At 69.8% G+C, this 12,767-nt stretch carries 11 protein-coding genes; 6 read left to right on the forward strand and 5 right to left on the reverse strand.

Annotated elements, in window-relative coordinates:
• Positions 1-17: 17 nt before the first annotated feature.
• The 3 genes from Ahu01nite_RS10825 to groES form a co-directional block, all read right to left on the reverse strand.
• Positions 18-638: a hypothetical protein gene (locus Ahu01nite_RS10825; protein ID WP_203836342.1), complete on the reverse strand. Its 621-nt coding sequence runs from the start codon at positions 636-638 to the stop codon at positions 18-20.
• An 82-nt stretch (positions 639-720) separates the two neighbouring features.
• Positions 721-2,364: a chaperonin GroEL gene (groL, locus tag Ahu01nite_RS10830; RefSeq protein ID WP_203836343.1), complete on the reverse strand. Its 1,644-nt coding sequence runs from the start codon at positions 2,362-2,364 to the stop codon at positions 721-723.
• Positions 2,365-2,434: 70 nt separating this feature from the next.
• Positions 2,435-2,743 carry a co-chaperone GroES gene (gene groES / locus Ahu01nite_RS10835; RefSeq protein WP_498370755.1) on the reverse strand — a complete coding sequence of 103 codons (309 nt, stop codon included), beginning with the start codon at positions 2,741-2,743 and terminating at the stop codon, positions 2,435-2,437.
• 237 nt (positions 2,744-2,980) lie between these two features.
• Between groES and Ahu01nite_RS10840 the strand changes: the two genes are divergently transcribed.
• The 6 genes from Ahu01nite_RS10840 (at position 2,981) to Ahu01nite_RS10865 (ending at position 9,326) form a co-directional block, all read left to right on the forward strand.
• Positions 2,981-4,150 (forward strand): class I SAM-dependent methyltransferase, encoded by a 1,170-nt coding sequence (locus Ahu01nite_RS10840; RefSeq protein ID WP_203836345.1) that lies wholly within the window; start codon positions 2,981-2,983, stop codon positions 4,148-4,150.
• Complete coding sequence (ybaK, locus tag Ahu01nite_RS10845) at positions 4,143-4,625, forward strand: Cys-tRNA(Pro) deacylase (protein WP_203836346.1); 483 nt, start codon at positions 4,143-4,145, stop codon at positions 4,623-4,625. The genes Ahu01nite_RS10840 and ybaK overlap by 8 nt, the downstream gene beginning before the upstream one ends.
• Positions 4,626-4,888: 263 nt before the next feature.
• Positions 4,889-5,989: a sugar ABC transporter substrate-binding protein gene (locus tag Ahu01nite_RS10850; RefSeq protein WP_203836347.1), complete on the forward strand. Its 1,101-nt coding sequence runs from the start codon at positions 4,889-4,891 to the stop codon at positions 5,987-5,989.
• An 89-nt stretch (positions 5,990-6,078) separates the two neighbouring features.
• A complete protein-coding gene (locus tag Ahu01nite_RS10855; RefSeq protein ID WP_203836348.1) occupies positions 6,079-6,894 on the forward strand; it encodes an ATP-binding cassette domain-containing protein in 816 nt (271 codons plus the stop codon).
• Complete coding sequence (locus Ahu01nite_RS10860; RefSeq protein WP_203836349.1) at positions 6,891-8,144, forward strand: sugar ABC transporter permease; 1,254 nt, start codon at positions 6,891-6,893, stop codon at positions 8,142-8,144. The genes Ahu01nite_RS10855 and Ahu01nite_RS10860 overlap by 4 nt, the downstream gene beginning before the upstream one ends.
• A 3-nt stretch (positions 8,145-8,147) precedes the next feature.
• On the forward strand, positions 8,148-9,326 hold the full coding sequence (locus Ahu01nite_RS10865) for an ROK family transcriptional regulator (protein WP_203836350.1): 1,179 nt from the start codon (positions 8,148-8,150) through the stop codon (positions 9,324-9,326).
• Here the strand turns inward: Ahu01nite_RS10865 and Ahu01nite_RS10870 are convergent.
• Positions 9,323-11,059: an ABC transporter ATP-binding protein gene (locus Ahu01nite_RS10870; RefSeq protein ID WP_203836351.1), complete on the reverse strand. Its 1,737-nt coding sequence runs from the start codon at positions 11,057-11,059 to the stop codon at positions 9,323-9,325. The two genes, Ahu01nite_RS10865 and Ahu01nite_RS10870, sit on opposite strands and share 4 nt — an antisense overlap.
• On the reverse strand, positions 11,056-12,747 hold the full coding sequence (locus Ahu01nite_RS10875) for an ABC transporter ATP-binding protein (protein WP_203836352.1): 1,692 nt from the start codon (positions 12,745-12,747) through the stop codon (positions 11,056-11,058). Before Ahu01nite_RS10875 ends, Ahu01nite_RS10870 begins: the two co-directional genes overlap by 4 nt.
• Between the last annotated feature and the right edge of the window lie 20 nt (positions 12,748-12,767).

Raw genomic sequence — 12,767 nt, forward strand, 5'->3', positions numbered from 1 at the left:
CGAAGATCGCGCAACGCTTACGAACCGATGACGGCTGCCCGCAGCGGGGGCAACGCCCCGACCAGGGAGTCCAGCAGCTCCACGGCGCACCGGTCGGCACGGGGCTCCGGCAGCTTCGGCACCCCCTCGACCGGCAGGTCCCACAACACGCGCCCCGGTGACAGGCTGTCGAGGGCGGTGTACCACTGCTGTAACGGCTCCCGGAGCTGGACGTGCGCGGCGAAATTGCGCCGGCGCCGGGTCTCGTCACCGTCCCTGCGGCGCAGCAACGTCCCCGCGTCCGGCAGGGCGACGAGTACGGCGTCCGCGAACCCGAGCCGCCCGCTGCGGAACGCCTCCCGGGTCACCGCCAGCTCCCGGTCGAACCGTGCCCTCGGCGCCAGCCCGAGCGCCGCCATGCCCCACGCGTAGTGCAGTTTGACCGGGTCGGTGTCACAGAACGCGACGCCGTCCTCCCGTTCCCGTTCGCACGCCGATTCCCAGCGCTCCATGCCCACCCGCACCCAGTGCCGGGCCAGCGCCACCTCGTCGGGTTCCATCCGGACCGCAGCGCGCGACTCGGGCACGTACCTGCCGACATAACGCCGGCACCACGAGGTCTTCCCGGCCGCGGTGGGGCCCTCCACTACGACGATCATCCGCGCACCTTTCCCCGAATCCTGCATCACACACGAGAAAGGGCGCGCCGCGGGAAGCGACGCGCCCTTACGTGCTATTCGATCAGAAGCCCGGACCGTGCTGGTGACCGTGGCCACCGTGGCTGTGGCCACCGCCCTGGGCGGGCTCCGCCTCGGCCGGCTTCTCGACCACGAGGCTCTCCGTGGTGAGCAGCAGCCCGGCGATCGAGACGGCGTTGGAGACCGCGTTGCGGGTCACCTTCACCGGGTCGATGATGCCGGTGGCGGCGAGGTCGACGTACTCGTCGGTGGCCGCGTTGAGGCCGTGGCCCCAGCCGAGCTCGGACACCTTGCCCACCACGACGTAACCGTCGTGACCGGCGTTCTGCGCGATCCACCGCAGCGGCTCGACGAGCGCCTTGCGGACGATCGAGACGCCGATCGCTTCCTCGCCGGTGAGGCCGAGGTCACCATCGAGCGCGGAGACGATCTGCGCGAGGGCGGCGCCGCCGCCCGGGACGGTGCCCTCCTCGACCGCGGCCTTGGTCGCCGCGATGGCGTCCTCGATGCGGTGCTTGCGCTCCTTCATCTCGACCTCGGTCGCGGCACCGGCCTGGATGACGGCGATGCCACCGGAGAGCTTTGCCAGCCGCTCCGAGAGCTTCTCGCGGTCCCAGTCGGAGTCCGAGGCCTCGATCTCCTTGCGGATCTGCGCGACGCGGTCCTCGATGTCGGCCTTCTTGCCGCCGCCATCGACGATGGTCGTGTTCTCCTTGTCGACCACGACGCGCCGGGCGGTGCCCAGCATGTCGACGGTGACCTGGTCGAGCTTGTAACCGAGCTCGGGGGCGATCAGCTCGCCACCGGTCGCGATCGCGAGGTCCTGCAGCATCGCCTTGCGGCGGTCCCCGAAGCCGGGCGCCTTGACCGCGACGACCTTGAAGGTCTTGCGCAGGGCGTTGACCACGAGGGTGCTCAGCGCCTGGCCCTCGACGTCCTCAGCCACGATGAGCAGCGGCTTGCTGGCCTGGAGAACCTTCTCCAGCAGCGGCAGCATCTCCTCGACGCTGGAGATCTTCTGGGTGGTGATGAGCAGGTAGGCGTCCTCGAGGACGGCTTCCTGCGACTCGGCGTCGGTCACGAAGTTCGGGGAGATGAAGCCCTTGTCGAACTGCAGACCCTCGGTGACGACGAGCTCGGTGCTGAGGGCGGAGCCCTCCTCGACGGTGATGACACCGTCGCGGCCGACCTTCTCCATCGCCTCGGCGATGAGCTCGCCGATGGTCGGGTCCTGGGCCGAGATCGTGGCGACGTTGGCGATCGCCTTGTGATCGCCGACCTCGACGGCCTTGGCCAGCAGCGCCTTGGAGACGGCCTCGGCGGCCTGGTCCATACCGCGCTTGAGCGCGATCGGGTTGGCACCCGCGGTCACGTTGCGCAGGCCCTCGCGGACCAGCGCCTGGGCGAGCACGGTCGCCGTGGTGGTCCCGTCGCCGGCGACGTCGTTGGTCTTGGTCGCCACCTCCTTGACCAGCTGCGCACCGAGGTTCTGGTACGGGTCGGAGAGCTCGATCTCCTTGGCGATGGTGACACCGTCGTTGGTGATCGTGGGCGCGCCGAACTTCTTGTCCAGGACGACGTTGCGGCCGCGCGGGCCGAGGGTGACCTTGACCGTGTCGGCGAGCGTGTTGACGCCATGCTCGAGCAGGTGCCGGGCGTCGTCAGAGAAGCTGAGAATCTTCGCCATTTATGGTCCCTTCACGCACCGCCGCCCTGACCCGGGGTCCCGGGCCAGGGCGGAAAGCACTGTCAGTAGGTCACTTCTCGATGACCGCGAGGACGTCGCGGGCGGAGAGCACCAGGTACTCCTCGCCGGCGTACTTGACCTCGGTGCCGCCGTACTTCGAGTAGAGGACCGTCTCGCCGACCTGAACGTCGATCGGGATGCGGTTGCCCTTGTCGTCGATCCGGCCGGGGCCGACCGCCAGGACGGTGCCCTCCTGGGGCTTCTCCTTGGCGGTGTCGGGGATCACGAGGCCGGAAGCCGTCGTGGTCTCAGCCTCGTTCGCCTGGACCACGATGCGGTCCTCGAGCGGCTTGATCGCAACCTTTGTCGCGGTAGTCACGGGCATACCCTCCTGGGTACAGGTGTTTGCCGGCCAGCGCTGGCCGGTCTTATGCCTCATGCCACCGGGCGGGGCCGTCGTCGCGGGTGCCGGTCCGCCTGGCGCAAGCGCACGGCCTCGTTCGGATGACCCGAACAGGGCGCGCACTGGCACCCTCAGGTTGAGAGTGCTAATCGGAGATTATGCCGGAACTAGCACTCCGTCAAGGAGAGTGCCAACACGGCAGAATGACTCCGCGTGGACCTCGAACTGCTTGCCGCCCTGCGTACCCCGCGGGGTACGGACGCCCTGACCGCCGCCGCCGAGGTGTCCGGCGGCGATCCGCTGGCCGCCGCCTCCGCGCTGCGCTCGCGGGGCGTCGATGCCTCCCTGGCCGCCGCCGCGCTCACCCAGACTGAGCTGCGCAGACGTGCCGCGGGCAAGCTCGGCGCGGCGGCCGCGACGATGTTCTTCACGCGGCCCGGTTTTGAGCAGGCGACCCGCGCGGTGGTGGCCGATCGCCGGGCCGCACGGCTGCGCGCGGCGGGTGTCACCAGCATGGCCGATCTCGGGTGCGGGCTGGGCTCCGACGCCCTCGCCGCGGCCCGTCAGGGCATCCGTGTGTACGCCGTGGACGCCGATCCCGTGACCGCCGCGGTGGCCGCCGCGAACGTCGAAGCGGCCGGCCTGACCGAGCTGGTGACCGTGGAGTGCGCGGACGCCACCACCGTCGAGGTGGAGAAGTACGACGCCGTCTTCGCCGATCCCGCGCGGCGGCGCGCGGGGCGCGGACGGGTGATGGACCCCCGATCGTGGTCGCCGTCGTGGGACTTCATCGGGGCTCTGCCGGCGCGGGTGCCGAGAACTGTGCTGAAGCTCGCTCCCGGCATCGACCACGCGCTGCTGCCGGCCGGCGCCGAGGGCGAGTGGGTCAGCGTCGACGGCGACCTGGTCGAGGCGGCGTTCTGGTGCGGCCCGCTGGCCGAATTTCCTCGACGGGCGAGCTTGCTGGCGTCCGGGGCAGAACTGCACGGTTCCGGGGTCGAGAAGGCGCCGGTCGGGGAGGTCGGGCAATTCCTCTACGACCCCGATCCGGCCGTTGTCCGCTCGCACCTGGTCGCGGAGTTCGCCGCCACGATCGGCGGACGGCTCGCGGACCCGGAGATCGCGTACGTCTACACCGACGAGCCGGTGCCGACGCCGTTCGCCCGGCAGCTGGAGATCACCGACGTGCTGCCGTTCTCCCTGAAGCGGCTGCGCACCCTGCTGCGTGATCGTGGCATCGGCCGGCTGGAGATCCGTAAACGCGGGTCCGCGCTGGAGCCGGAGCAATTACGCAGGGATTTGCGCCTGAGCGGTTCCGCGGGGGCCTCGCTGGTGCTGACCCGGGTCGCGAACGCTCCCGTAGTTATGATCTGCCGTGGCTAAGAAGGCGGCCGGTACCCCGGCGACAGCGGTGCTCATCTCGGCGAAGGTGGCGCACGATCTGCATCCGTACGAAGTTTCGCCCGATGCCCCCAATTACGGCGCGCTGGTTGCCGCGGCTCTGGGCGTACCCCCCGCATTGCTCTTCAAGACCTTGATCGCCGAGGTGGACGGGCGGCTCACTGTCGCGGTCGTCCCGGTCACCGGGGAATTGGATCTCAAAGCGCTCGCCGCCGCAGCGGGCGGCAAGAAGGCGGCGCTCGCGGACCGTACGGCGGCCGAGCGCAGCAGCGGGTACGTCCGGGGCGGCATCAGCCCGCTGGGCCAGCGCAAACGGCTCCCCACGACGATCGACGACTCCGCGCAGGAGCTGTCCTCGATGTACGTCTCGGCCGGGCGCCGGGGGCTCCAGGTATCGCTCGCCCCCGCCGATCTGATTCGTCTGACCGATGCCTCAGTGGCTCGAATAAGGACATAGAAGTCGATAGCACTCAGTGTCCGATCTTTCTCAAGAGAACAGCCTATTTCGGTTCGCAAAGTGACCTAGCGTCACGGTGTAAAGCATCTCCGTGTCCGGGTCCGAGTGCCCTTCTGATCACCGGCCCGTAGCGGTTGTGCTGCAACGCGCGACGGGAATAGGTTGCCCGACACACTCCTCTGCGGTCCACGGGCGGCAGTCCCGGCTACGCGCGCCAAGGGAATCCGAGGCAAGATCCGGATTGATCCGAGAGGACACGAGGAATGCGTAAGGGAATGTTCGCTCTTGCCGCGGTGGGCCTGCTGGCCGCCGGCAGCACTGCCGCTTGCGGCGGAGACGACGACACCACAAGCTCCGGAAGCGGCAGTACGTCCACGGTCGGCAAGGTCGGCGTGATCCTGCCGGACACCGCGAGCTCCCAGCGATGGGGTTCGGACGACCCCAAGTTCCTGAAGGCGGCGTTCGACGCTGCCGGGGTCACGGTCGACATCCAGAACGCCCAGGGCGACAAGAGCCAGTTCCAGACCATCGCCGACGGCATGATCTCGAGCGGGGTCAAGGTCCTGATGATCGTCAACCTCGACTCGGGTACGGGTAAGGCGGTCCTCGACAAGGCCACCGCGGCCGGAATCGCGACCATCGACTACGACCGCCTCACCCTCAACGGCGGCGCGAAGTACTACGTCAGCTTCGACAACACCGCCGTAGGCAAGCTCCAGGGCGAGGGCCTCGTCAAGTGCCTGACCGACATGAAGGCGAGCAAGCCGGTGGTCGCGGAGCTCAACGGCTCCCCCACCGACAACAACGCGACCCTCTTCGCCGAGGGATACGACGGGGTCCTCAACCCGCTGTACACCTCGGGTGAGTACGTGAAGGGCCCGAACCAGTCGGTGCCGGACTGGGACAACGCCCAGGCGGCCACGATCTTCGAGCAGATGCTCACCCAGAACAGCAAGATCAAGGGTGTGCTCGCCGCCAACGACGGCCTCGGCAACGCGGTGATCTCGGTGCTCAAGAAGCAGAGCCTCAACGGCAAGGTCCCGGTCACCGGCCAGGACGCGACCGTGCAGGGCCTGCAGAACATCCTCGCCGGCGACCAGTGCATGACCGTCTACAAGGCGATCAAGCAGGAGGCCGAGGCGGCCGCCGACCTGGCCATCGCGCTGGCCAAGGGCGAGACCAAGTCGGTCACCCAGAGCGTCACGGACCCCGAGTCCAAGGCCACCGTCCCGGCGGTGCTGCTCACCCCGAAGGCCATCTACAAGGAGAGCGTCAAGGATGTCGTCGCGGACGGCTTCGTGACCAAGGACCAGATCTGCACCGGTGACTTCGCCAAACTCTGCACCGACAACGGCGTCAGCTGAGGTTTGTTTTTCCTGCCGGATCTGATCATCGGCGCCGCCCACGCCTGGCCAGGGCGTGGGCGGCGGCGCATCGAGAAGGAGAACCATCCGTGGCCGCGACACCTCTGTTGGAGCTGCGCGGGATCGACAAGAGCTTCGGTCCCGTCCAGGTGCTCCATGACGTCGGACTCAGCGTCTATCCCGGCGAGGTCACCGCCCTCGTCGGCGACAACGGCGCCGGCAAGTCGACCCTGGTCAAGTGCATCAGTGGCATCTACACGATCGACGCGGGCACGGTGACGTTCGACGGCAACCAGGTCGCGGTCAACAGTCCCCGCGACGCCGCCGAGCTCGGCATCGAGGTCGTCTATCAGGACCTCGCGCTCTGCGACAACCTCGACATCGTCCAGAACATGTTCCTGGGCCGGGAGAAGAAGCGCGGTCTCGTCCTGGACGAGCCGACGATGGAACAGATGGCCGGCGAGACGCTGGCCAGCCTCTCCGTCCGCACGGTCAAGTCACTGCGCCAGCTCGTCGCCAGCCTCTCCGGCGGCCAGCGGCAGACCGTGGCGATCGCCAAGGCGGTGCTCTGGAACAGCCGGGTGGTGATCCTCGACGAGCCGACCGCCGCGCTGGGTGTCGCGCAGACCGCCCAGGTGCTCGAGCTGGTCCGCCGGCTCGCCGACAACGGCCTCGGCGTCGTGCTGATCTCGCACAACATGAACGACGTCTTCGCCGTGTCCGACCGCATCGTCGCCCTGTACCTCGGCCGGACCGCCGCCCAGGTGAAGACCACCGACGTGACCCACTCCCAGGTGGTCGAGCTGATCACCGCGGGACGCAGCGGAACCATCGGCCTGCCGCCCGAGAAGCCGGCCGGTGCCGCGGGCTTTACCGACATCACGCCCCCGGGAGCCGACGCATGACAACGACGACCTCATCCGACGCGCAGGTCAAGGTGGTGAAACCGACCGTCGCGAGCCACCTGCACGACTACTGGGGGCGCGTACGCGGCGGTGACATCGGCAGCCTTCCGGCCGTCCTCGGCCTGATCGTGCTCTGCCTGGTCTTCGGCATCGCACGCCCGACCTTCTTCAGCGCCACCAACTTCGCCAACCTGTTCCCGCAGGGCGCCGCGGTCATCTTCATCGCGATGGGCCTGGTCTTCGTCCTGCTGCTGGGCGAGATCGACCTCTCGGCGGGTTTCGCCAGCGGCGTCTGCGGCGCGGTCATGGCGCTGCTGATGGCCGACCACGGCTGGAGCTGGTACACAGCGATCCCGGCGGCGCTGATCACCGGTCTCGTCATCGGCTTCGTGCTCGGCTTCCTGGTGGCGAAGCTCGGCATCCCGTCGTTCGTCGTGACCCTGGCCGGCTTCCTCGCCTTCCAGGGCATCCTGCTGGTGCTGCTCAGTGGCGGCAAGATCGTCTCGATCCGGGAGACGTTCGTGCTCTCGCTGGCCAACAAGAACGTACCGGCCGTGTGGAGCTGGATCCTCGCGATCATCGCGGTCGCGGCCTACGCGGGTGTGCAGTTCCTCAAGGTGCGTAACCGCGCGGTCCGCGGGCTCGTGACGGACCCGATGGGTATCGTGCTTGCACGCATCGCCGGACTCGCTGTGCTGCTGCTCGTGGCGGTGGCCGTACTGACCAAGGAGCGCAGCATCAACCCGCTGGTCATCTCGGTGAAGGGCGTACCGATCGTCGCCCCGATCATCGCGGTGGTGCTGGTTGTCTGGACGTTCGTGCTGGGCCGCACCGCGTACGGCCGGCACATCTACGCCGTCGGCGGCAACACCGAGGGCGCCCGCCGCGCGGGTATCCCGGTGGACCGGATCCGGATCTCGGTCTTCGTCATCGGCTCGTTCATGGCCGCCATCGGCGGCATCATCGCGGCGAGCCGGGCCAACTCCGTCGACCCGAACTCCGGCGGCAGCAACGTCCTGCTCTACGCCGTCGGCGCGGCCGTCATCGGCGGCACGAGCCTGTTCGGCGGCAAGGGCCGGGTCTTCGACGCGGTCATCGGTGGCGCGGTCATCGCCGTCATCGACAACGGCATGGGTCTGATGGGCTTCAGCTCCGGCACGAAGTTCATCTTCACCGGCCTCATCCTGCTGCTCGCGGCGAGCGTGGACGCGCTGTCCCGCCGGCGGGCCTCCGCGACCGGTAACCGATAGCCGATGCGGGCGGCCCCCACTCAGGAGGAGGTTCGCCGGCACAACCTGGGCACGCTGCTCCGATACGTCCACATTCATGGTGCTACGTCCCGAGCGGAGCTCACCACCCGCCTGGGCCTCAACCGCAGCACCATCGGGGCGCTCACCGCGGACCTCACCGCCGCCGGGCTCGTCATCGAGAAGAAGGAAGCACTGCGCACCGGCCGGGCCGGGCGACCGTCACTGGTCGTCCGGCCCGAGTCGTCCCGGGTGTACGCGTACTCCCTCACCATCGAGGTCGACAGCCTGCACGCCGCCCGGATAGGCCTCGGCGGCCGGATCCTGGACCGGCGGGAGGCGCCACGCCCCCGGGGCATGCAGGTCGGCGACGCCGTCCAGCCGCTGGCGAACTTCGTCCACGAGATGCGCGCCGACGTGCCACCGGACTCCCGGTGCGTCGGCGCCGGGCTGGCCATCGCGGGCATGGTCCGCCGCGCGGACGGCATGGTCCGGCTGGCGCCCACGATCGGCTGGGTCGACGAACCGGTCGGCGACGCCCTGGTCGAGGAGATCGGCGACGTGGGCCCGATGTTCGTCGCCAACATCGCCGACGTCTCCGCCATGGTCGAGCACACCCGCGGGGCGGCGGCCGGCCGGGACAACGTCATCTACCTGTACGGCGACGTCGGCGTGGGTGCGGGGATCATCGTCGGCGGGCAGCGCATCACCGGCCACGGCGGGTACGGCGGCGAGGTCGGGCACATGGTCGTCAACCCGGACGGCCAGCCGTGCAGCTGCGGCTCACGCGGCTGCTGGGAGACCGAGATCGGCGAGTACCCGCTGCTGCGGCTCGCCGGGCGCGGGGACCGCAGCGGCCGGGAAGCGGTCCTGGCCGTGGTCGACGCGGCGATGCGCGGCGACTGGGTGGCGCAGCAGGCGGTCCGGCAGGTCGGTGAGTGGCTCGGCCTCGGCGTCGGCAACCTGGTCAACATCTTCAACCCGGAGGCGGTGATCTTCGGCGGCACGCTGCGCGACGTCTACCTGGTCGCCGCCGCGCAGATCCGCAGCCGGCTCAACGAGGTGGCGCTGCCCGCCTGCCGGGACGAGATCCGGCTGCGTACGCCGGAGCTCGGCCGCGACGCCGCCCTGATCGGCGCCGCCGAGCTCGCCTTCGAGCGGCTCCTCGCCGATCCCCTCGGCTAGTTCTTGCCGTGCCACGAATCCCATAGCGCGGCGTAGGAGCCGCCCGCCGCGACCAGCTCGTCGTGCGAGCCCAGCTCCGTGATCCGGCCGCCCTCGACCACCGCGACCCGGTCGGCGTCGTGGGCCGAGAAGAGCCGGTGCGCGATCGCGACGACCGTACGCCCCTGGAGCACCGCCGCCAGGGACTGCTCGAGGTCCCGGGCCGCCCGCGGGTCCAGCAGCGCCGTCGCCTCGTCCAGCACCAGCGTGTGCGGGTCGGCGAGGACAAGCCGGGCCAGCGCCACCTGCTGCGCCTGGGCCGCCGACAGCGTCACCCCGCCGGCACCCACCACGGTGTCCAGCCCGTTCGCGAGCTGATCAGCCCATTTCAGGGCGTTCACGGCGGTCAGCGCCTCGCGGACGTCGGCCAGCGAGGAGCCCGGCCGGACCATGGCAACGTTGTCGCGCAGCGTACCCATGAAGACGTGATGCTCTTGACTCACCAGCGCGACCTCGGTGCGCAGCCGGTCCAGAGGCAGGTCCGCCAGGGCGACCCCGCCGACCGTGAGCAGGCCGCTGACCGGCGCGTGCACCCCGGCGAGCAGCCGGCCCAGGGTCGACTTGCCCGCGCCCGAGGGCCCGACGATCGCCAGCCGCTCCCCCGGCGCGATGGTCAGCGAGATACCGTGCAGCACCTCGCGACCCTCCACGTAGGAGAACCGCACGTTCTCGGCGACGATCTCGGTGCCCTGCGGGCGGCGCGATGTGCCGGGCTGCGCGGTGAACGAGACGCCGAGGAGCCGGGCCAGCGACGCGGCGCCCACCTGCAGCTCGTCGAGCCAGCCGAGGAAACGGTCGAGCGGGTCGATGAGCAGCTGGGTGTAGAGCACCGCCGTCGTCACCTGGCCCAGGGTCACCCAGCCCTCGAAGTAGTACCAGCCGCCGATCAGCAGGGTGCCGACCACCGGAAGGATGTAGCCGAACTCGACCGTGGGGCTCCACACCGTACGCAGATAAAGGGTGTAACGCTCCGCCTTCCAGGACCCGCGGAGGTCGTTGTCGGTGCGGCGGCGCCGCTGCTCCTGGCGCCGCAACGCGTCAACCGTGCGGGCCCCCTCGACGGTCTCCGCAAGACCATCCGTGACCTGCGAGTACGCGGCGTTCTGCCGCAGATACCCGGCCGCGGCCCGGCGCAGGTACCAGCGCGCCGAGAAGACGATCAACGGTACGGCGATCAGCAGCGGCAACGCCAGCATCGGGCTGACCAGCACCAGCGCAACGACCGCGAGCGAGACGGTGATCAGCGAGATCAGCGTCTCCGGCACGGCGAAACGCACGCAACGGGACAGGGCGTCAACATCGCGGGACGTACGCGTGAGCAGGTCACCGGCGCCGGCCCGCTCGACCGTGGAGAGCGGGATGGCCAGCACCCGGTCGATGAACTCCTCGCGCAGTTCGGCGAGGACCCGCTCACCGAGCCGCGCGGAGGCGATGTAGGCGAACCGGACCAGCACCGCCTGCACCGCGATGAAGACGGCGATCAGGATCGCGATGCGGTCGACCGCCGACACGGCCGCGCCGCGCTCGATGGACTCGACGAGGCTGCCCAGCAGCCGGGGACCGACCAGTCCGGCGATGGCCGCGAAGGCGTGCAGACCGATGGCGGTGGCGAGGGCGCGCGGGTGCCGGCGGAACAGATCGCGGGCGTACCTGCGCACCTGGCGGGTGTCGGCCACCGGGAGCGCGTTGCTCACTCGCGAAGCACCGTCCTTGCGTAGGCGAGGCTGCCGTCCAGCAGCTCGCGGTGGGTACCTTCGGCGACTGCGAGCCCGTCCTCGACGTAGACGACGTGATCGGCGCGGGCCAGCACCAGCGGGCTGGTCGAGCAGACCACCGTCGTGCGGCCACGCCTCGCCTCGCCGAGACGGGCCGCGATGCGGGCCTCGGTGTGCGCGTCCACCGCGCTCGTCGGTTCGACCAGCACCAGGATCTCGGGATCGGCGACGAGCGCCCGGGCCAGCCGCAACCGTTGCTGCTGACCGCCGGAGAAGCTGCGGCCCCGCTCGGCGACCTCACTGTCCAGCCCCTCGGGCAACTCCGCGACGACGTCGTCCGCACTTGCTGCCGCGAGAGCAGCCGGCGCTCGCCCGGTGCGGTCCGGATCGAGATCGTCGTGCAACGGTCCGGAGAACAAGCGGGCGTCGTTGTCCGCCACCAGGATCCGCTCCCGCAGAACCCCCAGATCAAGATCCTTCAGTGGTACGCCCGCCAGCAGCGTCTCATCCCCGTCCGCGGTGTACCGCCCGAACCGGTCGGCGATGGTCACCGCGTCAGCCGGCAGCGCGGCGGCGATAGCGGTGATCAGACCGGCACGGACGACCACACCGGACACCGGGTCGACGAGGTCGCCGTCCACCGGCGTCTTCTGCGGATGCGCTGTTTCCGACAAGTCCGACGTGACCTGCAGCATGTCGACAACCCGCCGCCCCGACACGTGCCCGCGGGTCATCTTGTCGATCGTCTCGGTGAGCTGGCGCAACGGCGAGACGAGGAACGCCGCGTAGCCGTAGAACGAGACGAGCTGCCCCACCGTGATCCGACCGGTGAGCGCGAACCGGGCGCCGAGCCACGTCACCAGCACCAGGAAGATCCCCGGCACCAGGACCTGCGCGCCGTCGAGCAGCGCCTCGACCCGCGCGACCCGTACGCCGGCCTCGCGCAGCTCCTGCGACCCGGCCTGGTACCGCTGCGACATCACCGGCTCACCACCGACCCCGCGCAGCACGCGCAGCCCGCCGACGAGGTCAGCGGCGCGACCGGTGAGCAGGCCCTGCTTCTCGCGGTACTCCTGCTGGCGATGGTGCAGCGGCCGGATGAGCAGGCTGACCACCGCCGTGAGCAGCGGGATCCCGAGCACGACCACCAGACCCAGCGGCACCGAGGTGACCAGCAGGATCGAGGTCACGGTCAGGACCGCCACGACCGAGCCGATGCCGCGGGCGGTGATGTCGATCGCGTTGCCGATGTGGCTGATGTCGGCTGTGCCGATCGCCACGACCTCACCGGCGTTGAGCCGGCGCGGCAGCGCCACCCCCAGCCGCCCGGACTGCCGGACGGACAGCTGGATCGTGCGGAACGCCGCGGACAGCCAGTTGAAGACCGCTCGGCGGTGCCGCAGCACACCGGCGACGGCCTGCGCGGCACCGATGCCGAGCAGCACCAGACCCCAGAAGATCAGGTCGCCGGAATCGTGTTTGCTGAGGCCGGCATCGATCGCCTTACCGACGACGGCCGGGACCAGGGCCTGGCACACCATCCACAGGACGGCGAACAGGACCGCGGCGCTCAGGGATGGCCAGGTACGCCGGGCAAGCCACCCGAGATATCGGGTGGCGGACCGGTCATCGGGGGTGCCGGGATCGGCGGGGGGCAGATCTCGCATCGCCCTTCGACGTTACGTAA

The sequence above is a fragment of the Winogradskya humida genome, assembly GCF_016862215.1.
GTDB classification, from domain to species: Bacteria; Actinomycetota; Actinomycetes; order Mycobacteriales; family Micromonosporaceae; genus Actinoplanes; species Actinoplanes humidus.

Bases quoted from the DNA above. Each gene is read 5' to 3' on its own strand.
- Ahu01nite_RS10860 (WP_203836349.1), top strand. From the start codon at position 6,891: ATGACAACGACGACCTCATCCGACGCGCAGGTCAAGGTGGTGAAACCG.
- Ahu01nite_RS10875 (WP_203836352.1), bottom strand. From the start codon at position 12,747: ATGCGAGATCTGCCCCCCGCCGATCCCGGCACCCCCGATGACCGGTCC.
- Ahu01nite_RS10865 (WP_203836350.1), top strand. From the start codon at position 8,148: ATGCGGGCGGCCCCCACTCAGGAGGAGGTTCGCCGGCACAACCTGGGC.
- Ahu01nite_RS10825 (WP_203836342.1), bottom strand. From the start codon at position 638: ATGATCGTCGTAGTGGAGGGCCCCACCGCGGCCGGGAAGACCTCGTGG.
- groL (WP_203836343.1), bottom strand. From the start codon at position 2,364: ATGGCGAAGATTCTCAGCTTCTCTGACGACGCCCGGCACCTGCTCGAG.
- Ahu01nite_RS10850 (WP_203836347.1), top strand. From the start codon at position 4,889: ATGCGTAAGGGAATGTTCGCTCTTGCCGCGGTGGGCCTGCTGGCCGCC.